This window comes from Intrasporangium calvum (assembly GCF_028446585.1).
In the GTDB taxonomy this organism is placed as follows: Bacteria; Actinomycetota; Actinomycetes; order Actinomycetales; family Dermatophilaceae; genus Intrasporangium; species Intrasporangium calvum_A.
In genome coordinates this window covers 1-23,276 of sequence record NZ_JAPFQL010000058.1, presented here as the reverse complement: position 1 = coordinate 23,276, position 23,276 = coordinate 1, and the positions used below count along the sequence as shown (strand labels likewise).

Genomic DNA, 23,276 nt, shown 5'->3' with positions numbered 1-23,276 from the left:
CCGGCCCAGCGGCATACGGGATGGTGCTCGGCGACGAAGCGTCAGAGCTTGTCGAGACCCAGCGCCTCGTCGTCGAGGCGGATGGCCTCGCCCGTGCCCGTGCCGAACTGGGCGTAGTCGTACGAGTCGTAGCTCGGCAGCGAGTACATCGCGGCCTTCGCCTCCTCGGTCGGCTCCACCGTGATGTTGCGGTAGCGCGGCAGGCCCGTCCCGGCGGGGATGAGCTTGCCGAGGATGACGTTCTCCTTGAGGCCGAGCAGCGGGTCGGACTTCGCCTCCATGGCGGCCTGCGTGAGGACACGCGTGGTCTCCTGGAACGAAGCGGCCGACAGCCACGACTCGGTCGCGAGGGACGCCTTGGTGATACCCATGAGCTCCGGTCGGCCGGCAGCCGGACGGCCACCCTCCGCCATCACCCTGCGGTTCTCGTCCTCGAAGCGACCACGCTCGGCGAGCTCGCCGGGCAGCAGGTCGGCGTCGCCGGCCTCGATGATCGTCACGCGACGCAGCATCTGCCGGACGATGACCTCGATGTGCTTGTCGTGGATCGACACACCCTGCTGGCGGTACACCGTCTGGACCTCGTCCACGAGGTGCTTCTGCGCGGCGCGCGGGCCGAGGATGCGCAGCACCTGCTTCGGGTCGATGGCGCCCTGGACCAGCTTGGTGCCGACCGTGACGTGGTCACCGTCCTGGACGAGCAGGCGCGAACGCTTGCTGACCGGGTAGGCGTGCTGCTCGGAGCCGTCGTCGGGCGTGAGCAGGATGCGACGCGCCTTGTCGGTGTCCTCGATCTCGATGCGGCCGGTGGCCTCGGCGATCGGGGCGACACCCTTGGGCGTGCGCGCCTCGAAGAGCTCGACGACACGCGGCAGACCCTGGGTGATGTCGTCGGCCGCAGCCGCACCACCGGTGTGGAAGGTACGCATCGTCAGCTGCGTGCCGGGCTCACCGATCGACTGGGCCGCGATGATGCCGACGGCCTCGCCGATGTCGACGAGCTTGCCCGTCGCGAGCGAGCGGCCGTAGCACTTGGCGCACGTGCCGACCTTCGAGTCACAGGTCAGGACCGAGCGGACCTTGACCTGGTCGACGCCGGCCTCGTAGAGCGCGCCGATGACCACGTCACCGAGGTCGATGCCCGCCTCGGCCAGCACGGTGCCGTCGGCGTCGGTGACGTCCTCGGCGAGCGTGCGGGCGTAGACGGAGGCCTCGACGACCTCGCTCAGCGAGCGGGTCCCCGTGGTCTCGTTGACCTGGGCGATCGGCAGCGTCAGGCCGCGGTCGCTGCCACAGTCGTCCTCACGGATGATGACGTCCTGCGACACGTCGACGAGACGACGCGTGAGGTAACCGGAGTCGGCGGTCCGCAGCGCGGTGTCGGCCAGACCCTTACGGGCACCGTGCGTCGAGATGAAGAACTCGAGCACCGTGAGGCCCTCACGGAAGTTCGCCTTGATCGGCCGCGGGATGATCTCACCCTTCGGGTTGGCCATGAGGCCTCGCATACCGGCGATCTGACGGATCTGGAACCAGTTACCACCAGCACCCGAGGACACCATCCGGTAGATGGGGTTCGTGCGCGGGAAGTTGGTCTCCATCTCCTTGGCGACCTGGTTGGACGCCTGCGTCCAGATCTCGACGAGCTCCTGGCGACGCTCGTCGTCGGTGATCAGACCACGCTCGTACTGGGTCTGGACCTTGGCGGCCTTCGTCTCGTACCCCTCGAGGATGTCCGTCTTGTTGCCCGGCGTCGTGACGTCGACGATGGAGACGGTGCTGCCCGAGCGGGTGGCCCAGTGGAAACCGGCCTCCTTCAGGGCGTCGAGGGACGCGGCGACCTGCACCTTGGAGTACCGCTCGGCGAGGTCGTTGACGATCGCGGAGAGGCCCTTGCGGTCGACGGCCTTGTTGATGAACGGGTAGTCCACCGGCAGCGTGTCGTTGAAGAGCGCACGACCGAGGCTCGTCTCGAGGGTGAGCGACGGCACGATGCCGGTCTCGTCCGCCTCGACGCCCTCGGGCAGCTCGAAGCCGGCGGGCGGCACGACATCCGTCAGGCGCAGCTTGATCGTCGAGCCGAGCTGGATCTCGCCACGGTCGAAGGCCATCCGGGCCTCGGCCGGGGACGAGAAGGCACGGCCGGCACCCAGACCCCCACCGTCGACCAGGTCGGTCAGGTGGAAGATGCCGGTGATCATGTCCTGCGTCGGCATGGTCACGGGGCGACCGTCAGCCGGCTTGAGGATGTTGTTGCTCGAGAGCATGAGGATCCGGGCCTCGGCCTGGGCCTCCGCGGACAGCGGCACGTGCACGGCCATCTGGTCACCGTCGAAGTCGGCGTTGAAGGCCGAGCAGACGAGCGGGTGGATCTGGATGGCCTTGCCCTCGACGAGCTGCGGCTCGAAGGCCTGGATGCCGAGGCGGTGCAGCGTGGGTGCCCGGTTGAGCAGCACCGGGTGCTCGGTGATGACCTCTTCGAGGACGTCCCACACGACCGGGCGGGCCCGCTCGACCATCCGCTTGGCCGACTTGATGTTCTGCGCGTGGTCGAGGTCGACCAGGCGCTTCATCACGAACGGCTTGAACAGCTCGAGCGCCATCTGCTTGGGCAGGCCGCACTGGTGCAGCTTGAGCTGCGGGCCGACGACGATGACCGAACGGCCGGAGTAGTCGACGCGCTTGCCGAGGAGGTTCTGACGGAAGCGACCCTGCTTGCCCTTGAGCATGTCGGACAGCGACTTCAGCGGACGGTTGCCGGGGCCCGTGACCGGGCGGCCACGACGGCCGTTGTCGAAGAGGCTGTCGACGGCCTCCTGGAGCATCCGCTTCTCGTTGTTGACGATGATCTCGGGGGCGCCGAGGTCGAGCAGCCGCTTGAGGCGGTTGTTGCGGTTGATGACGCGACGGTAGAGGTCGTTGAGGTCCGACGTCGCGAAGCGGCCACCGTCGAGCTGGACCATCGGGCGCAGGTCCGGCGGAATGACCGGGATCGCGTCGAGGACCATGCCGGTCGGGTGGTTCGTCGTCATCTGGAAGGCGTTGACGACCTTGAGCCGCTTGATGGCGCGGGTCTTCTTCTGGCCCTTGCCGGTGGCGATGATCTCCTGGAGAAGGTCGGCCTCGGCGTCGAGGTCGAAGCTCTGCAGCCGCTTCTGGATCGCCGCGGCGCCCATGCCGCCCTCGAAGTAGAGGCCGAACCGGTCACGCATCTCGCGGTAGAGGATCTCGTCGCCCTCGAGGTCCTGGACCTTGAGGTTCTTGAACCGGTCCCAGACCTGCTCGAGGCGCTCGACCTGCTGGTCGGCGCGACGACGGATGGCGTTCATCTCGCGCTCGGCGGAGTCGCGGACCTTGCGCTTGACGTCGGCCTTGGCACCCTCGGCCTCGAGCGCGGCGATGTCCTGCTCGAGCTTCTGGGCGCGGGACTCGACGTCCGCGTCGCGGCGGTTCTCGATCTCCTTCTTCTCGACCTGGATCTGCGCCTCGAGCGAGGGCAGGTCCTGGTGGCGCTGCTCCTCGTCGACGGACGTGATCATGTAGGCCGCGAAGTAGATGACCTTCTCGAGGTCCTTCGGGGCCAGGTCGAGGAGGTACCCGAGGCGTGACGGGACGCCCTTGAAGTACCAGATGTGGGTGACGGGGGCGGCGAGCTCGATGTGGCCCATCCGCTCACGACGCACCTTGGCGCGGGTGACCTCGACGCCACAGCGCTCACAGATGATGCCCTTGAAGCGGACGCGCTTGTACTTGCCGCAGTTGCACTCCCAGTCCCGGGTGGGGCCGAAGATGCGCTCGCAGAACAGGCCCTCCTTCTCCGGCTTGAGGGTGCGGTAGTTGATGGTCTCGGGCTTCTTGACCTCGCCGTGGCTCCACTGGCGGATGTCCTCCGCAGTGGCAAGGCCGATGCGCAGCTCGTCGAAGAAGTTGACGTCGAGCACGTGGTTCCTTCTCTCGTAACTCTCGTTTAAGTCTGTGGTGTCGTCATGTTCTGACCGGGCGGGCTGTCGCTGGTGAGCTCAGCCCCGCTCCCAGGTGCCGTATGCCGCTGAGCTGGCTCAGCGGCATACGACCGCTTGGGTGCGTGGCCGGGTCAGACTTCCTCGACGCTGGACGGCTCGCGCCGGCTCAGGTCGATGCCGAGCTCCTCCGCAGCGCGGAAGACCTCTTCGTCGGATTCCTTCATCTCGATCGTCGTGCCCTCGGAGTTGAGGACCTCGACGTTGAGACACAGCGACTGCATCTCCTTGAGAAGGACCTTGAACGACTCCGGGATGCCCGAGTCGGGGATGTTCTCGCCCTTGACGATCGCCTCGTAGACCTTCACGCGGCCGGGGACGTCGTCGGACTTGATCGTCAGCAGCTCCTGCAGCGTGTAGGCCGCGCCGTACGCCTCGAGCGCCCAGACCTCCATCTCACCGAAGCGCTGGCCGCCGAACTGGGCCTTACCGCCGAGCGGCTGCTGGGTGATCATCGAGTAGGGACCCGTCGAGCGAGCGTGGATCTTGTCGTCGACGAGGTGGTGCAGCTTGAGGATGTACATGTAGCCGACCGCGACCGGCTCGGGGAACGGCTCGCCGGAGCGGCCGTCGAAGAGCCGGGTCTTGCCCGTGCCGTCGATGAGGCGCACGCCGTCGCGCGTCTTGAGGGTCGAGTCGAGCAGGCCGGTGACGACGTCCTCGGACGCACCGTCGAAGACGGGCGTCGCGACCCGGGAGCCCGGCGCCGCCTCGTGGGCGTCGGCGGGGATCTCCTGCGCCCACTCGGGGTTGCCCTCGATCTTCCAGCCGCGGTTGGCGGCCCAGCCGAGGTGCAGCTCGAGGATCTGGCCGAGGTTCATCCGTCGCGGCACACCGTGCGGGTTGAGGATGACGTCGACCGGCGTGCCGTCCTCGAGGAACGGCATGTCCTCGACGGGCAGGATCTTGGAGATGACGCCCTTGTTGCCGTGGCGGCCGGCGAGCTTGTCACCGTCGGTGATCTTGCGCTTGTTGGCGACGTAGACGCGGACGAGCTGGTTGACGCCGGGCGGCAGGTCGTCGCCCATGTCGGCGCGGAACTCCTTGACGCCGATGACCGTGCCGGTCTCGCCGTGCGGGACCTTGAGGGACGTGTCGCGGACCTCGCGCGCCTTCTCACCGAAGATCGCGCGGAGCAGGCGCTCCTCGGGGGTCAGCTCGGTCTCACCCTTGGGCGTGACCTTGCCGACGAGCAGGTCGCCGTCGCGGACCTCGGCGCCGACGCGGATGATGCCGCGCTCGTCGAGGTCGGCCAGCACGTCCTCGGAGACGTTGGGGATGTCCCGGGTGATCTCCTCGGGGCCGAGCTTCGTGTCGCGGGCGTCGACCTCGTGCTCCTCGATGTGGATCGAGGAGAGGACGTCGTCCTGGACGAGACGCTGGCTGAGGATGATCGCGTCCTCGTAGTTGTGGCCCTCCCACGACATGAACGCGACGAGCAGGTTGCGCCCGAGCGCCATCTCGCCACCGTCGGTCGCGGGACCGTCGGCGATGACACTGCCGGCCTCGACCCGGTCGCCCTCGTTGACGACGACGACCTGGTTGTAGCTCGTGCCCTGGTTGGAGCGGGCGAACTTGGCGATCCGGTAGGTCTGGTAGGTGCCGTCGTCGTTGGCGACGGTGACCAGGTCGGCGGAGACCTCCTGGACGACGCCGGCCTTCTCGGCACGGACGACGTCACCGGAGTCGAGCGCCGCGCGGAACTCCATGCCGGTGCCGACGAGCGGGGCCTCGCTCTTGACGAGCGGGACGGCCTGACGCTGCATGTTGGCGCCCATGAGCGCGCGGTTGGCGTCGTCGTGCTCGAGGAACGGGATCATCGCGGTCGCGGCCGACACCATCTGGCGCGGCGAGACGTCCATGTAGTCGACCTCGTCGGCGGGGACGAGCTCGACCTCGCCGCCCTTGGTCCGGACGAGGACGCGCTCGTCGACGAAGCGGCCCTTGTCGTCGACGGCCGCGTTGGCCTGCGCGACGACGAACTTGTCCTCCTCGTCAGCCGACAGGTAGTGCACCTCGTCCGAGACGACACCGGCGTTGACCTTGCGGTACGGCGTCTCGATGAAGCCGAACGCGTTGATCCGCCCGTAGGAGGCGAGCGAGCCGATCAGACCGATGTTGGGGCCTTCCGGCGTCTCGATCGGGCACATGCGGCCGTAGTGCGAGTGGTGGACGTCGCGGACCTCCATCTGGGCGCGGTCCCGGGAGATACCACCCGGGCCGAGCGCGGACAGGCGACGCTTGTGCGTCAGACCCGCGAGCGGGTTGTTCTGGTCCATGAACTGCGACAGCTGCGAGGTGCCGAAGAACTCCTTGATCGACGCCACGACCGGGCGGATGTTGATCAGGGTCTGCGGGGTGATCGCCTCGACGTCCTGCGTGGTCATGCGCTCGCGGACGACGCGCTCCATGCGGGACAGGCCGGTGCGGACCTGGTTCTGGATGAGCTCGCCGACGGAGCGGAGGCGACGGTTGCCGAAGTGGTCGATGTCGTCGACCTCGACGCGCACGTCGACCGGCTCGCCGTTCTTGACACCCTGCATCGAGTCACGCCCGTCGTGGAGCGTGACGAGGAACTTGATCGTCGCGACGATGTCGTCGATCGCGAGGGTCGAGTCGTTGATCGAGCTGTCGAGACCGAGCTTCTTGTTGATCTTGTAGCGACCGACCTTGGCCAGGTCGTAGCGCTTCGGGTTGAAGTAGAGGTTGTCCAGCAGGGTCTGGGCGGCCTCCTTCGTCGGCGGTTCGCCCGGGCGCAGCTTGCGGTAGATGTCGAGCAGTGCGTCGTCCTGGCCCTGCGTGTGGTCCTTCTCGAGCGTCAGGCGCATCGACTCGAAGTCGCCGAACTCCTCGAGGATCTGGGCCTCGGTCCAGCCGAGGGCCTTGAGCAGCACCGTGACGGACTGCTTGCGCTTGCGGTCGACGCGGACGCCGACCATGTCGCGCTTGTCGATCTCGAACTCGAGCCACGCCCCGCGGCTCGGGATGATCTTGGACGTGTAGATGTCCTTGTCGGACGTCTTGTCGGGGGTGCGCTCGAAGTAGACGCCCGGGCTGCGGACGAGCTGCGAGACGACGACACGCTCGGTGCCGTTGATGATGAACGTGCCACGCTCGGTCATGAGCGGGAAGTCGCCCATGAAGACCGTCTGGCTCTTGATCTCGCCCGTCTGGGCGTTCATGAACTCGGCGGTCACGAAGAGGGGCGCGTCGTACGTCTGGTCGCGCTCCTTGCACGCCTCGATCGTCTTGCGGGTCTCCTCGAAGCGGTGGTCACGGAACGACAGCGACATGGAGCCGCTGAAGTCCTCGATCGGGGAGATCTCCTCGAAGATCTCCTCCAGCCCGGAGCGGTCCGGGACATCGGTGCGACCCTCGGCCTTGGCCGCGGCGACGCGAGCCTGCCACCGCTCGTTGCCGAGCAGCCAGTCGAAGCTCTCCGTCTGAAGGGCCAGGAGGTCGGGGACCTCGAGGGGTTCGCGAATCTTCGCGAAGGACAGACGCCCGGAGGGAGTCTGTGCGGTGGACATGTTCGTCGCAGTACGCGCGGCAGCCAAGGAGGGTCCTTCCACGGGCCTTTTCGTCTTCGTCATCTCCGCCACGCATGACTCGGCACACGGATCCCAGGGCGAGGTCCGTGCGGGCGGCACGGCGAAGGACGCGACTGGGGGTCGTGAGACGAGGGCATGGGCAGCGCAAAGGCCTAGCCTACCCACAAAGGGCAGGAGTGTCCAGCCGGGTCAAGAGGCGGAGGTCAGCGACCTCGACGCTTCCCGGACCGGGAGCCCCGCGAAGGAACGCGACGAATATGGCCCTCCGTGGGCGCCACGTCAAGCCCTCCCCCGCGTCTGGCGCGTCGCGGGCCCCCTGACCACGCCGTATGCCGCTGGGCCGGTCCCCGCCCCCACGTCACTTCCAGCCCTCCCGCACGGGGCGGGAGGGCCGTCCGTCAGAGCGCCGGCTGCTGCTGGGTGATGCAGTGGATGCCGCCACCCCGGTCGAAGAGGGGGCGCGCGTCCACGCCCACGATCCGCCGCCCGGGGTAGGCGTCGGCCAGCATGCCGAGGGCCCGCGCGTCCTGCGGGTCGTCGAAGGTGCAGGCGATGACGGCGTCGTTGACGACGAGGTGGTTGAGGTAGGACCAGTCGACGGGCCCCTCGGCGTCGGCGAGCGTCCGGGGTGCCGGCACGCCGACGACCTCGAACCGCTCGCCCCGCGCGTCTCGGGCCTCGGACAGCAGGTCACGCAGCTCCTTCGACACCACGTGGTCGGGGTGCGACGGGTCCTCCTGCTCGTGCAGCAGCAGCACGCCGGGGGACGGGATGGTCGCCACGATGTCGACGTGCCCGCGCGTGCCGAACTCGTCGTAGTCGCGCGTCAGGCCGCGCGGCAGCCAGATCGCGTGGGTCGCCCCGATGGTGCGGGCCAGCTCCGCCTCGACGTCCGCCCGGGTCAGGCCGGGGTTGCGGCCGGGGTCGAGCTGGACGGTCTCGGTGAGCAGCACCGTCCCGAGCCCGTCGACGTGGATGCCACCGCCCTCGTTGACGAGCGTGGACGGGATGAGCTCGGCCGGGGTCTGCCCGGCGACGAACGCGCCGATCCGGGCGTCGTGCTCCCACGAGGCCCACGCCTGCGCTCCCCATCCGTTGAAGACCCAGTCCACGGCGCCGAGCTGGCCGCCCTCCCCCACGACGAACGTCGGCCCGATGTCGCGCATCCACGCGTCGTCGAGGGACGCGGTCAGCAGCTCCACGTCAGGGTGCAGGTGTGCCCGGGCCACCGCGAGGTCCTCGGGCACGACGACCATCCGCACCGGCTCGAACTCGATGACCGCGTTGGCGACAGCGGCCCAGGTCAGCCGGGCCCTGGCCACCTCCTCAGCCGTGTCGCCGAGGGTGTAGCCCTGGCTCGGCCACGCCATCCACGTGCACTCGTGCGGCGCGGCCTCCGACGGCATCCGCCACGAGGGCGTGACCTCAGCCGACGTCACGATGGTGCTCGTCCCGGATCGGCTCGAGGAGCGCCTGGTAGGAGTCCGGCCGGCGGGTGGCGAGGAAGGGGAAGAGGTCGAGCCAGTCCTGCCGCTGCGCCACGTCTAGGTCGGCCACGAGCACGGCTGCCTCGTCGCGCGGCGCCTGGACGAGGATCCGGCCGTAGGGGTCGGAGATGAACGACGACCCGTAGAAGGTGATGAGTCCCTCGGTGCCGTAGCGGTTGGGCACGACCATGAAGAGCCCGTTGGCGATGCCGTTGCCGACGATCACCTGCTGCCACAGGGGCTGCGTGTCGAAGTCGGGGTGGTCCGGCTCGGAGCCGATCGCCGTCGGGTAGCAGAGCACCTGGGCACCGCCGAGGGAGTAGAGCCGCGCGACCTCGGGGAACCACTCGTCCCAGCACGTCGGCAGGCCGAGGCGCAGTGCAGGGTCATCGAGCTCGACGACCGGGTAGGCGCCCTCCGGCGGTCCGGGCCGGAAGTACTTGTCCTCGTAGTAGCCGGCCGTGACGGGGATGTGGGTCTTGCGGGTCCGCGCGACGACCTCCCCGGTCGGCGCGACGACGACGGCCGTGTTGAAGCCGAGCCCGTCACCCTGGTCGGCCCGCTCGTAGAGCGACGCGTGGACGTGCACTCCGAAGTCACGCGCGGCCGCGCGCGCGAACGTCACGGTCGGCCCGTCCTCGAGGTCCTCGGCGAGGTCGCTCGGCGTCCCGGTGGGCAGGGTGTCGGCGGGGTAGCGCGACAGCGTCAGCTCCGGGAGGAAGACGATCCTTGCGCCCGCCTCCGCGGCGGTGCGGATGCCGTCGCGCAGCGTCTCGACGAGGGCTGTGGGGTCGTCGGCCCACGCGTGCTGGACGAGGCCCACGCGGACGGGCGGGGTCGCCGGCTCGTCGACACGGGCAAGGGACTCAGGGACACCGTTGGCCTGGATGAGTTTCACGCCCGCAGTATCGCCCACCGGGGCGGTCCGCCGCGGCCCGGCCTCAGTAGGCCGCGAGCTTGCTGAGCAGCCAGCGGTCACCGACCTTGGTCATCGTGGCGATGACGCGGTTCTGGTCGATGGCCGGGGTCTTCTGCACCTTCGACGTCGTCGCCTGGTTGACGAACGCCATGACGCGCACGACCGTCCCCTCGCCCCCGTCGCCCGCGACGTCCATGACCCCGGCCTCCTGCACCCGGGCCTGCACCGTGGCCTCGTTCTCGACGGCGAGCGGCTTGATGTCGGTGCCGGCGACCTTCGTGAACTCCTCCTTGAACGGGGAGGCGAGCAACGGCTCGACTGCGGTGACGTGCGCGTCGAACTCCTTCCCGGTGTAGCTGAGGACCGACTCGAGCGTCGTGCGCGCGGAGCCGACGGCCGCAGTGCGGTCCGCGTCGGTGGCTGCGGGGCGGAGCCCGTGGACGAGCGCGGCTGCGAGGAGCGCGAGCGCGAGCACCGTCCCCAGGACGGGCCCCCACCGACGGGAGGCCGTATGCCGCTGAGCCGGCTCCCCGGCGTCGGCGACAGTCAGGTGGGTGGTCGGCCCCGCGGCCTCGGTGGAGCGGCGACGGGAGCCCGCCACGCGCCGTCGGGGGCTGGGCTGGGACGGGCTCAGCGGCATACGGGCTGCTCGTCGGGTGTCAGCTGACGAAGTCAAGGGTGCTCACCTTCCAGGCGTCGCCGACCTTCGCGAGGTCGAGGCGGATCCGGTACGTCTTCTTCTCCGGCTCGGTCGCCGAGGTGTTGGTCGTCGGCGCGACGAGGCCGACGAGGACCACGGCGGAGTCGTCGTCGCCGGAGACGTAGGCGGCCTCCGCGCGCTCCACGGTGGAGACCGTCTTGTTGGACTGGACGACCGGCTTCAGCTCCGTGAGCGCCTGCTCGTACTGCTCCTTGAACTCGCCGGTGGCCCCGTCGACGACGCGGGCCGTGTCGGCGTCGAAGGTCGTCGCGTCGAGAGTCACGAAGTTGACGGCGAGCTGGCGTCCGGCCGCGAGCGCCTCGGCTCGCGCGGACGCGGCCCGGTCCCGTTCCCAAGCGGCGCGACCGAGGGTGGCGGCCACGGCGATCGCTGCCAGGGCGAGCACGAGCGCGACCGCCCACAGCGCCTGCCGGCTGCGGCGTGGTGTGGTGATGGGCATGAGGGGTTCCCTTCGTCGCCGTGCCTCAGCGCACGGCCTCCTGCATCAGCCAGAGCCAGGTTCGCGGCCCTGAGGGCCCCGCCGGGGCGGCGGGGGCCTGCACCAACAACGAGGCGGGCCCGCCCGGGGTCACGCCCGACCCGGGGAGAGTCAACGGGACCGACCCCGCGGCCATCGGGTGGCCCTGGCCACCGCCGCGGGTCGGCCGCGGCGCGTTCTGGGCGCCGCGCACGTTGGTGCCGGAGCCGCGGGCGGCGGCACAGTGCGCGTCGAGGTTCGTCGGCGGCAGGTCGGTGGTCCGGTGCGGGTCGATCTTGTCGGTGTCCTCGTAGCCCACCTCGCACACCGGCGGGTCGTCGGCGTTGAGGACGAGCCCGAAGTGGGCGGTCCCGTCCCCCGGGACGACGGTGTAGCCGCCCTCGACGACCTCGGGGTAGGTGACGAACATCTGCTCGATGCCATCGAGCCGGGCCGTCGTGACGTTGCCGATGGTGATGAAGTTGGCGATCAGCGCGGCGAGCGCCTGCCGGTTCTCCCTGACCAGGCTGTCGAGCTCCCCGGCGGCGAGCGCCCCGCGGTCGAGCACGACCCGCAGGTCCGGGTCGGCGAGGCTCAGGGCATCAGCCACGTCGGCGAATCCCTTGACGGTCGTGCGCAGGTCGTCGGCGCTGGCCACCTGGGTCCGCAGGACGATCCGCCCGTCGTCGATGAGTCGGACCGTCTCCGGCAGTGCCTCGGCGGCGGCGCGGGTCAGGCTGTTGCCGGAGTCGATGAGCCGCTGCAGGTCGGCGCCACCTCCGGCGAAGGCGGCCGCCATCTCGTCCACGGTGGTGACCAGGGCGTCCTTCGGGACCGACGTGACGGTCCGGTTGACGTGCGTGAGGAGCCGGTCGATCCGGAGCGGGGTGGCCGTGCTGCCCCGGGGGATGACGTCGCCGGCCGCGAGGAGCGGCCCGCTGTCGGTGCGCGGCTGCAGGTCGAGGTACTGCTCGCCCACGGCCGAGCGGTTCTCGACGACGGCACGCGTGTCCCGGGGCACCTCCGTCCCGCGGTCGAGGCGAGCGTCGACGAGGACGCCGTCCCCCGCGAGGCGCATCCGCTCGACGCTGCCGACGGTCACACCGCGGTAGGTGACCTCGGCGCCGACGAAGATGCCGCCCGACTCGGCGAGGTCCGCCGAGACGACGTAGGAGCCCCCGAGCACCTTGTCGGTCAGCCCGACGTAGCGCGCGGACAGGACGGCCACGAGCGCGAGGGACAGGAGGAGGAAGGCCGCGAGCCGGACTCGCACGGAACGGGTGATCATCGGGAACCCTCGCTCTCGAAGAGGGACGTCCACGAGTCGGCACCGCCGGGCAGTCGAGCGACGCCCATGCTCTCGGCGATGGTGCCGACGTCTGCGTCGAGCGTGACCCACAGGTTGGCGAAGTCGCCCTTGATGGCGTCGCCCGAGGCCGCGGGGAAGGGATAGGTGAGCAGGAGCTGGTAGGACTGCGGCAGGCTGTCACCGGCCTCGTTGAGCCGGGTCAGGATCGGGGTCAGCGCGGCCAGGTTGGCCTCGAGGTCGTCACGTGAGGCCCGGATGACCCGGGTGCCCACCTCGCCGAGGTCGGCGAGGGCCGTCAGCATCGCGGTCAGCTGTTTGCGCTGGTCAGCGAGGACCTTCAGGCCCTTGGGCAGCTCGTCGAGGGCCGCGGCGATGGTGTCCTGGTTCTCGGACAGGGTCGCGGCGAGCCCGTCGAGGCTGTCGATGGCCCGGACGATGTCGGCCTTCTGGTCGTCGAGTCCGCCGATGAACGTGCCGAGCTCGTCGACGACGCTGCGGAAGCTGTCGCTGCGACCGCGCATGGCGTCGTTGAGCTCGGCCTCGATCGTCTTGAGCTGGGCGACTCCTCCGCCGTTGAGCAGCAGGGACATGGCGCCGAGGACCTCCTCCACCTCGGGGTGGCGGGCGGAGCGGTCGAGCGGGATCCGGTCGCCCTCCGCCAGTCGGCCGGTCGACGGCTCGTTGGTGGGTGCGGCGAGGGACACGTACTTCTCGCCGAGCAGGGAGGTCTGCTGCAGCTCCGCCACGGCGTTGTCCGGGAGCTCGAGGCTGCCGGGCAGGCGGAGCCGGACGACCGCCGACCAGCCGACGACCTCGATGGCCTCCACGGTGCCCACCGTGACCTGGTTGACCTTGACCGACGACTGCGGCACGAGGTCGAGGACGTCGGCGAACTCGACCGTCACGGAGTAGGAGTCCGACCCGGTGCCGGCGCCGCCGGGCAGGGGCAGGTCGGCGGCGCTGCAGCCGGAGAGCCCGAGGACGGCGCCCACCGCTGCGGACGCGATCGCGCGCCGGGACCGCTGGGGCGCGCTCATCGGTCGCCTCCGAGCAGCCCGCCGAGCAGCCCGCCGAGCGTGGGGTCGGCCTCCCTGATGTCGACGAGTCCGCTGGGCTGCGGTTCGCCACGGAGGACGCTGCCCTCTGGCACGGAGGACAGCTGGGGCAGTCGCGGCTCGACGGCGTCCTTGAGCCCGTCGCACAGCTTCGTGTTGCCGGTGCGGGTGGGGCCGGTGAGGATCGAGCAGAGGAGCAGGAGCGGGTCGTCCAGGCCCTTGGTGTTGTTCCGGGTGTCGAGGGTGCCCGTCTCGGGGTGGTAGGCGTGCGAGAGGTTCGTCAGCGCGACCGGGGCGTTCTCCAGCGTCTCGGCCAGCGCCTGGCGCTGCTTGACGAGCGACGACGTGACCGAGACCAACCCGTCGACGTCTGCCTTGATGAGCGCCCGGTTGTCCTTGACGAAGCTCGACACCTCGTCCAGCGCCACCCCGAGGCTCTCGAGGGCTCCCTGGAGGTTGTCACGCTCCTCGCGCAGCTGCAGGGCGACGGTCGCGAGGTCCGAGTTGAGCCGCCGGACGGCGGCGTTGTTGTCGGCGAGCATCGTCGTGAAGGTCTGCAGGTTCTTGACGGTGCCGAAGAAGTCGCCCCGGTGGTCGGACAGGGTCGTCACGGCGGCCGAGAGGTCACGGACCGTCTCGTTGAACCGGGCCCCGTTGCCGTCGAGGTTGGCGGCGGACGTCTCCAGGAGGGCGCTCAGAGCGCCATCCTGGTTGGCCCCGTCCGGGCCGAGCGCGACCATGAGGTCGTCGAGGCTCTGCGAGACGCGGTCGAGCTCGACGGGAACAGCCGTGCGGGACAGGGGGATCCGCGTGCCGTCTGCCATGGCGGGACCACTGGTCCAGACCGGCAGGAGCTGAATGTAGCGGTCGCTCACGAGCGAGGGGGCGACGATCGCAGCCTTGGCATCGGCGGGGATCCGGTGCCGGGCGTCCACCGTGAACGTCACGCGCACCTGCTCGCCCTGCGGCTCGACCGCGTCGACCTGGCCGACCCGGACCCCGAGAACGCGGACGTCCGAGCCGGGATAGAGCCCTACGGCGCGCGTGAAGTCCGCGCTCAGCGTGGTCGGAGCAGCACCGGGCCAGAAGGCGACTGCCCCCGCGACGAGCCCGATGACGACGAGGCCGGCGGCGACCTTGGCCAGCAGGCGGCTGGACAGCCGGCCGAGCTCGGGTGTCCGCGCGGGTCGATGACGACCGGTCATCAGTTGCCTCCTCCGGTGGTGGTGGGCCCGAGGTCGGGCAGCACGAGGTCGGGCAGGTCGGATCCGGGGGCCGCGAGACCGGCGGCCCCGACCGGGACGACGAGGTTGGACACCCAGGTGTCGAACCAGCGCCCGGTCCCGAGCGCGTTGGCGTAGACGCGCGTGAAGGGGGCCATCAGCGAGATGGTCCGCTGCAGCGCGGCGTCGTGCTTCTGGAGCATCGTCAAGGTGGTGCGCAGCTCCCGCAGCGCCGGTCCGAGCTGCTCTCGGTTGTCCCGGACGAGCCCGGTCAGCTGCTGGGCGAGCGTCGAGGTGTTGGTGAAGAGCGTCCGGATGTCCTCACGGCGCTTGGCGAGCTCGACCATGAGCAGGTCGGCATCCTCGATCAGCGTCTCGAGCTGGTCCGTGCGGCTCGCCACCAGACCGGTGACGCCCTCGGCCCGGTCGAGCAGCCGCCCGAGCTGCTCGTCGCGGCCGGCGACGGTCCGCGACAGCCGGGACAGCCCGTCGAGGGTGCTCCTCACGTGCTCCGGGCTGTCCTTGAACTCGGTCGCGAGGACGGTCAGTGACTCGGCGAGGGCGTCCGTGTCGATCCGCTCCGTGGTCGTCGTCAGGTCCTGGAAGGCGTTGACGACGTCGTAGGAGCTGACCGTGCGCGCCAGCGGGATCTGCGATCCGGCGTCGAGCTGCCCGTCGCCCGCTGGCTCCAGCGCGACGAACTTCTCGCCGAGGATCGTCTTCATCCGCACCACCGCCCGAGTGGTCGGTCCGAAGGCGGCGTCCTCGGTGATGACGAAGTCGACTCGCACATGGCCCTTCTCGAGGTCCACCTCGGTGACCTTGCCGACCTTGACCCCTGCGATCCGCACGTCGTCGTCCGGCTTGATCCCGCCAGCCTCCGTGAAGGCGGCGCTGTAGGCGGTGCCGCCGCCGATCAGCGGCAGGCTGGCGGCGTTGAAGGCGACGAAGAGGAGCAGCGCGATGACGACGAGCCCGGCAGCTCCGATGGGGACCGGGTTGCGCTCCCGGAAGGGGATCGACCTGCGAGTCATGAGCACCTCTCGGAGACAACGGTGTAGGTGGGGCTGACTCCGGGCAGGAGCGGGCTCTTCGTGTCGAACTGGCAGAGGTAGAAGTTGAACCACGAGCCGTAGGAGGCCGTCCGGGTCAGCGCCTCGATGCGGTCTGGCGCCGTCGTGATGAAGGACTCGAACTCCTTGACGTTCGCGGGCTTGTTCAGCGTCCCGGCCAGGGTGCGGAGCTGGGCGATGTCCTCCTTGACCAGCGGCCGCGTCGTGACGAGGAGGTCGGCAGTCTCGGCCGACAGCGTGTTGATGCCGGACAGGGTCCGACCGATGGCTTCCCGGTCCTCGGCGAGGCCGCTCGTGAAGCGCTGCAGCTGGTCGACGAAGGAGAGCAGCTGCTCGTCGTGCGCCTCGACCGTGCCGAGGACGGCGGTGAGGTTGTCGATGGTGCGCCCCACGACGGCGTCGCGGTCGGCGATGGCCGAGGTGAGCGAGGCCGTCCGGGCAAGGAGCTCGTTGATGTCGGTTCCCTCGCCCTGGAGGGTCCGCACGATGAGGCCGGACAGCTCGTTGACGTCCTGCGGCGAGAGCGCGGCGAAGAGGGGCTTGAACCCGTTGAAGAGGACCGTCAGGTCGAGCGCCGGGTGCGTCCGCTCGAGCGGGATGGTGGACCCGTCCGACAGTGCGGTGGCCGGGCCGGCCCCCTGGCTCAGGGCGAGGTAGCGCTGCCCGACGAGGTTGCGGTACTTCAAGGTCGCCTCGGTGCCCTGGGTGAGGACCGAGGACTTGAGCACGGTGAACTCGACGACCGCGCTGGCCCGGTCGTCGCCGACCCGGACATCGGTCACCTCGCCGACCCGGACGCCGGCGATCCGCACGTCCTGACCCGTGACGACGCCCGTGGCGTCGCTGAAGATCGCCCGGTAGGTCGCCTTGGATCCCACCTGGACGTTGGCGATGGTCAGGGCGAGCACGCTCGTGGCGAAGAGCGTGACCGCCGCGAAGATGACGAGCTTGACCAGGCTCGCGGTCGTCCTCATCGGTTGCTCACCACCGTTCCGCGCATGATCGGGCCCGCCAACAGCGTGCGTATGCCGCTGGGCTCGCTCTCGCTGTCAGGCGCCAGCAGGGCGTCGACCAGCTGCTGCTCCTCGGCCGTGCCGGCCGGCCCGCTGTCCGCGGGGAACGGCGGGATCAGGGAGTGCTCGGTCCCCGGCTTCGCGCCGTCGCGTGGAGGCGGGGGCTGGTGCGTATCGTCCTGGGAACCCGGCGGGTTCGGCAGTCCGGCGCAGGTTGGTCCGGGCTTGCTGAGCCACTGCGGCTCCTCGCCCACGTAGTACGGGTCGCGCGGCGGGACGACCTCGAGGGTGATGTGCAGACGCTCTCCGGCGAAGGCACCGTTGATGCGCGGGATCCAGCCCGCGAGGCCCTTGGCGAAGCACGGGTAGATCGGTGAGTAGCGGGCCAGCAGCTCGTTCGTCGGCCGGGTCACCTGCCCGACCTGGATGATCCGCCGCTCGTTGTCCCTGAGGAAGCCGGCCGTCGTCTGCGCGAAGCCGGCCGTGCCCACGAAGAACCCAGCGAGCTGCTGGTCCTTCTCGACGATGGTCCGGTTGGTCACGCGGAGGGACTCGGCCATCCGGAAGAGGTCCGGGCTCAGGTCCTCGTAGGTGCCGAACGTGTCGGCGAGCAGGCGGATGTCCTCCTGGATCGCGGGCAGCCTGGGGTTGATCTGCTTGAGGTAGTCGTCGAGGATCTCGACGTGCTCGCCGATGGCGTTCCCGCGGCCCTCGAGCGTCGTCGAGAGCGCACCCAGCGCCGTTGCCAGCTTGGCGGGCTGCACTGTCTGGAGGAGCGGGTGCAGCTCGTCGAAGACGCTCTCCAGCTCGATGGCGACCTGTGTGCGGTCCTGCGGGATGACGTCGCCCGGCGCGATGGTGCGGTGGGCGCCGTCCGCGCCCGGACCGGGGACCAGGTCGACGTAGCGCTCTCCGAAAAGGGTCTTGGGCAGCAGGCGCGCGCGAACGTCCGCAGGGATCAGGGACACGTGCTCCGGATCGAGGGCCAGACCGAGCCGGGCCCCGTCCTGCGTTGCCTCGATGGTGCGCACCTCGCCGACGACGAGGCCGCGCAGCTTGACGTCGGCCAGCTCCTGCAGCTGGCTGCCGAGCCGGTTCGTCTCCAGCGTGACGAGCACGACCGGAGTGAAGCGCTTCTGGTACGACGCGATGGACAGCGCGAGGAGCAGGGCCACGACGACGATGAAGGCGACCCCGTAGGTCTTGAGCCCGATCCGCCACCGGGTGTGCTGGGTGAGGGGCCCTGCGGCGAGCCCCTTGTCGGCGGTCATCCGGCGATCCTCACGCTGGTGGTCGCGCCCCAGATGGCGAGCGACAGGAAGAAGTCGACGACGTTGATGGCCACGATCGAGGTCCGCACCGCGGTCCCCACGGCCACCCCGACGCCGGCCGGCCCGCCCGAGGCCGTGTAGCCGTAGTAGCAGTGGATCAGGATGATGACGACGGCGAAGACCATCACCTTGCCGAACGACCAGAAGATGTCACCCGGCGGCAGGAAGAGATGGAAGTAGTGGTCGTAGGTCCCCTCGGACTGCCCGAAGTAGGTCGTCGCGATGAACCTCGTCGCAGCGTAGGAGCTGAGCAGCCCGATGACGTAGAGCGGGACGACCGCGACGAAGCCGGCGATCATCCGCGTCGTCACGAGGAACGGCAGGGACGGCACGCCCATCACCTCGAGGGCGTCGACCTCCTCCGAGATCCGCATCGCACCGAGCTGGGCAGTGAAGCCGCAGCCCACGGTGGCGGCGAGCGCGAGGCCCGCGACGAGCGGCGCGATCTCGCGGGTGTTGAAGTACGCGGAGAAGAAGCCGGTGAAGGCGCCGGTGCCCAGCTGCTCCAGGGCGGAGTAGCCCTGCAGGCCGACCTCGGTCCCCGTGAAGAACGCCATGAAGGCGATCACCCCGACGGTGCCGCCGATGACGGACAGGGCCCCGGTGCCGAGGGACACCTCGGCGAGGAGGCGCAGCACCTCCCGCTTGTAGCGGCGCAGGGTCCGCCCGCTCCACGCGAGCGAGCGCACGTAGAAGCGCATCTGTTCCCCGAGCGACTCGAGCGCTCGGGCACTGCTCTGCACAGGACTCATCGCGGCCACCTAGAGCTTCTGCGGGACGACCTGGAAGTACACGGCCGTGATGACGAAGTTGACGACGAACAGCAACATGAAGGTGATGACGACGCTCTGGTTGACGGCATCGCCGACTCCCTTGGGCCCGCCCCCCGCTGTCAGCCCCTTGTGGGCCGCGACGATGCCGGCGATGGCGCCGAAGACGAGGGCCTTGAACTCGCCGGCCCACAGGTCCGGGAGTTGCGCCAGGGCCGTGAACGAGGCGATGTAGGCGCCGGGCGTGCCGCCCTGCACGATGACGTTGAAGAAGTAGCCGCCGATCACGCCGACGACCGACACGAGCCCGTTGAGGAGGACGGCGACGAGCATCGACGCGAGGACGCGGGGCACCACCAGCCGGTGGATCGGACTGATCCCCAGCACCTCCATCGCGTCGATCTCCTCCCGGATCTTGCGCGACCCGAGGTCGGCACAGATCGCCGAGCCGCCGGCGCCCGCGATGAGCAGCGCCGTGACGATGGGCGAGGCCTCGCGGAGCACCGCCAGCACCGACGCCGCGCCGGTGTAGGACTGCGCCCCGAGCTGGCGGGTCAGCGTGCCCAGCTGGAGGGCGATGACCGCACCGAACGGGATGGACACCAGCGCCGTCGGCAGGATCGTCACGCTCGCGATGAACCACGCCTGCTGGATGAACTCCTTGACCTGGAAAGGACGCCGGGGCAGCGCACGGAGCACGTCCAGGCCGAGCGCGAACAGGGACCCGGACTGGCGCAGCACACCGGTGCCGAGCGCCGCCATCAGCCCACCCCGCCCGAACGGGAGGAGGGGGCACCAGCGCGAGCGAGCCCAGCGGCATACGGCGTGGGCTGGTCGGCCCCGGCGAACGAGCCGGGTGGCGGCGTCACCCCGTTGGAGCGGCACCACTGCCCCGGCACGCGCTGGGCGCGGCGCGGCAGTCCGGTGCTCGTGCCGAGCTGGAGCGGGATCGGCGGCAGCGGCGGCAGCTCCTGACCCGACTCGGCCGCGAGCTCGTCGGCGTCCTTCTCCTCGGACATCCCGATCGGCCCGACGGTCTGGGCGTTGAGGAACTGCCGCACAACCGGCTCCTCCGACGACAGGAGCATCTCGCGCGGCCCGAACATCGCCAGGTGCCGGTGGTAGAGCAGGCCGATGTTGTCCGGCACGGTCCGCGCCGTGTTGATGTCGTGCGTGACGATGAGGAACGTCGCGCCGATCTGCGCGTTGAGGTCGACGAAGAGCTGGTTGATGTAGGAGGTGCGCACCGGGTCGAGCCCCGAGTCCGGCTCGTCGATGAGGAGGATCTCGGGATCGAGGACGAGGGCCCGGGCCAGCCCCGCCCGCTTGCGCATCCCGCCGGAGATCTCGCCCGGCAGCTTGCCCTCCGCCCCCGAGAGACCGACGAGCTCCATCTTCTCCATGACGATCCGGCGGACCTCCGACTCCGGCTTGCGCGTGTGCTCGCGCAGCGGGAAGGCGACGTTGTCGAAGAGGGTCATCGAGCCGAAGAGGGCGCCGTCCTGGAAGAGGACGCCGAAGAGCTTGCGGATCTCGTAGAGGTCGTGCTCCCGCAGGCGGGGGACGTCCTGACCGTTGACCACGATCGACCCCGCATCCGGCTTGAGCAGGCCGACGAGCGTCTTGAGGAAGACCGACTTGCCCGTGCCCGACGGACCGAGCATGACGGAGATCTCCCCCGCGGGGATCGTCAGGCTCACGTCCCGCCAGATCGTCTGCGAGCCGAAGGTCTTGGTCAACCCGGCGACCGCGATCTCCACACCCATGTGGCACCTACCGTTTCCGACCGTCTCGACTCGGTCACGGGGAGAACGAGGCGGGCGCGCGGAGGTTACGGGAGGTTACCGACGAGTTCTCTGGTCAGGCCCGGTCGAGCCGGGTCGCGGCTGAGACGACCGCAGCCGTGACCGCGTCGAGCGCCTGCGACGACAGCTTCCACGCCTGCCAGTGCAGGGTGACCCGGGTGGTCCACCCGGGATCGAGCGTGACCAGCCGGTCGTGGGGGTCCTGCGGGTCCGGCACCATCCCCCAGCCGACCCCCGCCTGCACGGCGACGACGAACTGCGTGGAGTCCGGCACGAACGTCTGGGGCGGCAGGTCGGTGACGCGCAGCCGCTCGAGCAGGCCCGTCTGCATCCGGTCCTTCCGGTCGAACTGCACCACCGGTGCCTTCGCCAAGGTCACGGGGTCGGCCCCGTCGGGGAACCACCGGCGCACGAACGGATCCGACGCCTTGGCGCGGTAGGTCATGGCGCCGAGCAGCCGGGACGAGCACCCCTGCACCGGCGTCGGCTCCGTCGTCACGGCCGCCATCACCTCCCCGGAACGCAGCAGGTCCGCGGTGACGTGCTCGTCGTCGCGGCGCACCTCGAGCTCGACCAGCCCACCGCTCCCGATCTCGTGCAGCGCCCGGGCGAACCACGTCGCGATGGAGTCGGCGTTGACGACGATGGGGATGCGGATCCGGCCCGCACCGGACACCTCGGGCGCGCGCAGCTGTTGGGCTGCCTCGTCGGCGAGGTGGAGGAGCTGTCGGGCCTGCTGGAGCACGGCCCTGCCCCGGTCGGTCGGCCGGACCGGCCTGCTGCGCTGCAGGAGCACCGCGCCCGCAGCCGTCTCGAGGGCCTTGATGCGCTGGCTCAGGGCGGACGGGGTGATGTGCAGTGCCCGGGCGGCCGCGTCAAAGGTGCCGTGGTCGACGGTTGCGACGAAGGCCCTCAACTGCTCGAGATCCATGAAGCCATGCTAATGATGCTTCAGAAACATTCGCTGGCCTTCACGGGCTGGCGGCCCTACTTTCGTGGCGTGGCCCTCTTTCCTGCACTCGCCGGCTTCGGCACCGGCGCCAGCCTCATCGTGGCCATCGGCGCCCAGAACTCCTTCGTCCTGCGCACCGGGCTGACACGCCGGTGGGTGCTGCCCGTCGTGCTCGTGTGCCTCGTCTCGGACGCCGTGCTCATCATCGCCGGGGTCGCCGGGATCGGCACCCTCACCACGCGGGCGCCCTGGGCCCTCGAGGTGATCCGCTGGCTCGGGGTCGCCTTCCTCGTGGGCTACGCGGTGCTCGCGCTGCGGCGCGCGACGCGGCCGGCGGCGCTCGTCGCCGACGGTGCGGCCGAGCGCTCGTCCCGCCGGGCGATCCTCACCGCCGTGGCCCTCACCTGGCTCAACCCGCACGTCTATCTCGACACGATGGTGCTCATCGGGTCGCTCGCAGCCACGCACGGCGACCCCGGCCGGTGGACCTTCGGGGCGGGCGCGGTCGTGGCGAGCGCCGTGTGGTTCCCGCTGATCGGGTTCGGGGCGGCGCGGCTGGGCCGGTTCCTGACCAGGCCCTCGGCCTGGCGCATCGTCGACACGGTGATCGGGGTGCAGCTCCTCGTCCTCGCCGTGGCGCTGGCCCTCCCCCGCTGACCCCGGGGTGGGGGGTCAGACGCGGGAGAGCTCGACGTCGTCAGCACCCTCGCCGAGGCGCACCCGCACACCGCGGACGTCGGCCGTCGACGGGTCCGCACCGAGACGGGCGAAGAGCTCATTGAGCCGCGCGAACGTCTCGGTCGTCGGCTCGGGCGCCTCCCCATCGGCGTTGCCGCGCAGCCCGGTCACCTGGTGGCCATCATCGAGACTGAAGCTCGCCGACAGCCGGCTCACCGGCCGACCGCGGCGCTCCTCGATCCCCCGCCGCAGGAGCAGCGCCGCTTCCCGGGCGACGTCATCGCCGGGGACGCGGTCCGGAGTGTCCTCCTTCGGGGCCGGCGGGGCCGGCGCCACAGCCGGAGACCGCTCGGCGTGCCCCTCGGACAGGAACCCAGATCCGGCGTACTCGACCTTGGCGAAATCCAGGCGCTCGTCGCGGGCCAGCGAGTCGTCGAGGACGAAGGCGATGTGGACCGGCAGGTCCGACATCTGAGGATGCAGCTGCTCGCCGACGAACCGCGCGCAGACGACGAGGGCATGGACGCGCACCATGGGCCGGCCCTTGCGGTCGGGCACCCGCTGCGCCGCGGCGACGCGCTCCAGGTCGAAGCCCTCCGCCGGATAGAAGTGCAGCGGTCGCGGCAGCACCACGAGCGAGTAGTCGGGACGGTCCGGCCCGGGCAGCAGCCGATAGAGCTCACCGTTCACCGGCAGCTGCCAGGTGAGCTCCTCAGCGGCCTGGTCGAAGCGCGAGATGTGGACGAGCGGCCCGTACCTGCCCACGGGCGGTGGAGCCGCGGTGCCTCCTGGTGAATCCATGCCGCCAACCTACCCGTGGTCGGGCGGGAGGACCGAGAGGGCGCGGGGACGCGGGAGCGAGCTCAGCGGCATACGGCAAAGGCGGGCCCGACCACCCAGGGTGGTCGGGCCC

General features: G+C 70.1%; 18 protein-coding genes. 1 reads left to right on the top strand and 17 read right to left on the bottom strand.

What is annotated here, in order from left to right; genetic code table 11:
* Window positions 1-41: 41 nt before the first annotated feature.
* From OO014_RS13405 to OO014_RS13330, 16 genes are all read right to left on the bottom strand, one after another.
* On the bottom strand, window positions 42-3,941 hold the full coding sequence (locus OO014_RS13405; RefSeq protein ID WP_272462828.1) for a DNA-directed RNA polymerase subunit beta': 3,900 nt from the start codon (window positions 3,939-3,941) through the stop codon (window positions 42-44).
* Between the two features lie 152 nt (window positions 3,942-4,093).
* Window positions 4,094-7,576, bottom strand: coding sequence for a DNA-directed RNA polymerase subunit beta (rpoB, locus tag OO014_RS13400; protein WP_420485515.1), 3,483 nt, complete (start codon window positions 7,574-7,576; stop codon window positions 4,094-4,096).
* Between the two features lie 392 nt (window positions 7,577-7,968).
* Window positions 7,969-8,976, bottom strand: coding sequence for an agmatine deiminase family protein (locus OO014_RS13395; RefSeq protein ID WP_272462829.1), 1,008 nt, complete (start codon window positions 8,974-8,976; stop codon window positions 7,969-7,971).
* Between the two features lie 19 nt (window positions 8,977-8,995).
* Window positions 8,996-9,955, bottom strand: a complete 960-nt coding sequence (locus OO014_RS13390; protein WP_272462826.1) for a nitrilase-related carbon-nitrogen hydrolase — start codon at window positions 9,953-9,955, stop codon at window positions 8,996-8,998.
* Window positions 9,956-9,998: 43 nt separating this feature from the next.
* Window positions 9,999-10,652 (bottom strand): hypothetical protein, encoded by a 654-nt coding sequence (locus OO014_RS13385; protein WP_272462825.1) that lies wholly within the window; start codon window positions 10,650-10,652, stop codon window positions 9,999-10,001.
* Window positions 10,636-11,136, bottom strand: a complete 501-nt coding sequence (locus tag OO014_RS13380; protein WP_272462824.1) for a hypothetical protein — start codon at window positions 11,134-11,136, stop codon at window positions 10,636-10,638. Before OO014_RS13380 ends, OO014_RS13385 begins: the two co-directional genes overlap by 17 nt.
* A gap of 25 nt (window positions 11,137-11,161) precedes the next feature.
* Window positions 11,162-12,442: an MCE family protein gene (locus OO014_RS13375; protein ID WP_272462823.1), complete on the bottom strand. Its 1,281-nt coding sequence runs from the start codon at window positions 12,440-12,442 to the stop codon at window positions 11,162-11,164.
* A complete protein-coding gene (locus OO014_RS13370; RefSeq protein WP_272462822.1) occupies window positions 12,439-13,500 on the bottom strand; it encodes an MCE family protein in 1,062 nt (353 codons plus the stop codon). The genes OO014_RS13375 and OO014_RS13370 overlap by 4 nt, the downstream gene beginning before the upstream one ends.
* The gene (locus OO014_RS13365; RefSeq protein ID WP_272462821.1) at window positions 13,497-14,723 is read right to left on the bottom strand and encodes an MCE family protein; all 1,227 of its coding nucleotides are present in this window, start codon (window positions 14,721-14,723) and stop codon (window positions 13,497-13,499) included. The genes OO014_RS13370 and OO014_RS13365 overlap by 4 nt, the downstream gene beginning before the upstream one ends.
* Window positions 14,723-15,775 (bottom strand): MCE family protein, encoded by a 1,053-nt coding sequence (locus OO014_RS13360; RefSeq protein WP_272462820.1) that lies wholly within the window; start codon window positions 15,773-15,775, stop codon window positions 14,723-14,725. Before OO014_RS13360 ends, OO014_RS13365 begins: the two co-directional genes overlap by 1 nt.
* Window positions 15,772-16,788, bottom strand: a complete 1,017-nt coding sequence (locus tag OO014_RS13355; protein WP_272462819.1) for an MCE family protein — start codon at window positions 16,786-16,788, stop codon at window positions 15,772-15,774. The genes OO014_RS13360 and OO014_RS13355 overlap by 4 nt, the downstream gene beginning before the upstream one ends.
* On the bottom strand, window positions 16,785-18,098 hold the full coding sequence (locus OO014_RS13350; protein ID WP_272462818.1) for an MCE family protein: 1,314 nt from the start codon (window positions 18,096-18,098) through the stop codon (window positions 16,785-16,787). The genes OO014_RS13355 and OO014_RS13350 overlap by 4 nt, the downstream gene beginning before the upstream one ends.
* Window positions 18,095-18,910 carry an MlaE family ABC transporter permease gene (locus OO014_RS13345; protein ID WP_272462817.1) on the bottom strand — a complete coding sequence of 272 codons (816 nt, stop codon included), beginning with the start codon at window positions 18,908-18,910 and terminating at the stop codon, window positions 18,095-18,097. Before OO014_RS13345 ends, OO014_RS13350 begins: the two co-directional genes overlap by 4 nt.
* 9 nt (window positions 18,911-18,919) lie before the next feature.
* Window positions 18,920-19,690 (bottom strand): MlaE family ABC transporter permease, encoded by a 771-nt coding sequence (locus tag OO014_RS13340; protein WP_272462816.1) that lies wholly within the window; start codon window positions 19,688-19,690, stop codon window positions 18,920-18,922.
* On the bottom strand, window positions 19,690-20,694 hold the full coding sequence (locus tag OO014_RS13335; RefSeq protein ID WP_272462815.1) for an ABC transporter ATP-binding protein: 1,005 nt from the start codon (window positions 20,692-20,694) through the stop codon (window positions 19,690-19,692). The genes OO014_RS13340 and OO014_RS13335 overlap by 1 nt, the downstream gene beginning before the upstream one ends.
* Window positions 20,695-20,788: 94 nt before the next feature.
* Window positions 20,789-21,664 carry a LysR family transcriptional regulator ArgP gene (locus OO014_RS13330; RefSeq protein ID WP_272462814.1) on the bottom strand — a complete coding sequence of 292 codons (876 nt, stop codon included), beginning with the start codon at window positions 21,662-21,664 and terminating at the stop codon, window positions 20,789-20,791.
* Window positions 21,665-21,679: 15 nt separating this feature from the next.
* Here OO014_RS13330 and OO014_RS13325 point away from each other — a divergent pair, with 15 nt between their 5' ends.
* The gene (locus OO014_RS13325) at window positions 21,680-22,342 is read left to right on the top strand and encodes a LysE/ArgO family amino acid transporter (RefSeq protein ID WP_420485516.1); all 663 of its coding nucleotides are present in this window, start codon (window positions 21,680-21,682) and stop codon (window positions 22,340-22,342) included.
* 15 nt (window positions 22,343-22,357) lie between these two features.
* Here OO014_RS13325 and OO014_RS13320 read toward each other — a convergent pair whose 3' ends face one another.
* Entirely contained in the window at window positions 22,358-23,164 is an 807-nt protein-coding gene (locus OO014_RS13320) for a hypothetical protein (protein ID WP_272462812.1), read from the bottom strand.
* Window positions 23,165-23,276: the final 112 nt, after the last annotated feature.

Coding starts and splice junctions, on each gene's coding strand:
- OO014_RS13375 (WP_272462823.1), bottom strand. CDS start 12,442: ATGATCACCCGTTCCGTGCGAGTCCGGCTCGCGGCCTTCCTCCTCCTG.
- OO014_RS13340 (WP_272462816.1), bottom strand. CDS start 19,690: ATGGCGGCGCTCGGCACCGGTGTGCTGCGCCAGTCCGGGTCCCTGTTC.
- OO014_RS13335 (WP_272462815.1), bottom strand. CDS start 20,694: ATGGGTGTGGAGATCGCGGTCGCCGGGTTGACCAAGACCTTCGGCTCG.
- OO014_RS13345 (WP_272462817.1), bottom strand. CDS start 18,910: ATGAGTCCTGTGCAGAGCAGTGCCCGAGCGCTCGAGTCGCTCGGGGAA.
- OO014_RS13395 (WP_272462829.1), bottom strand. CDS start 8,976: ATGCCGTCGGAGGCCGCGCCGCACGAGTGCACGTGGATGGCGTGGCCG.
- OO014_RS13370 (WP_272462822.1), bottom strand. CDS start 13,500: ATGAGCGCGCCCCAGCGGTCCCGGCGCGCGATCGCGTCCGCAGCGGTG.
- OO014_RS13365 (WP_272462821.1), bottom strand. CDS start 14,723: ATGACCGGTCGTCATCGACCCGCGCGGACACCCGAGCTCGGCCGGCTG.
- OO014_RS13330 (WP_272462814.1), bottom strand. CDS start 21,664: ATGGATCTCGAGCAGTTGAGGGCCTTCGTCGCAACCGTCGACCACGGC.
- OO014_RS13360 (WP_272462820.1), bottom strand. CDS start 15,775: ATGACTCGCAGGTCGATCCCCTTCCGGGAGCGCAACCCGGTCCCCATC.
- OO014_RS13380 (WP_272462824.1), bottom strand. CDS start 11,136: ATGCCCATCACCACACCACGCCGCAGCCGGCAGGCGCTGTGGGCGGTC.
- OO014_RS13325 (WP_420485516.1), top strand. CDS start 21,680: ATGCTTCAGAAACATTCGCTGGCCTTCACGGGCTGGCGGCCCTACTTT.
- OO014_RS13320 (WP_272462812.1), bottom strand. CDS start 23,164: ATGGATTCACCAGGAGGCACCGCGGCTCCACCGCCCGTGGGCAGGTAC.
- OO014_RS13355 (WP_272462819.1), bottom strand. CDS start 16,788: ATGAGGACGACCGCGAGCCTGGTCAAGCTCGTCATCTTCGCGGCGGTC.
- OO014_RS13350 (WP_272462818.1), bottom strand. CDS start 18,098: ATGACCGCCGACAAGGGGCTCGCCGCAGGGCCCCTCACCCAGCACACC.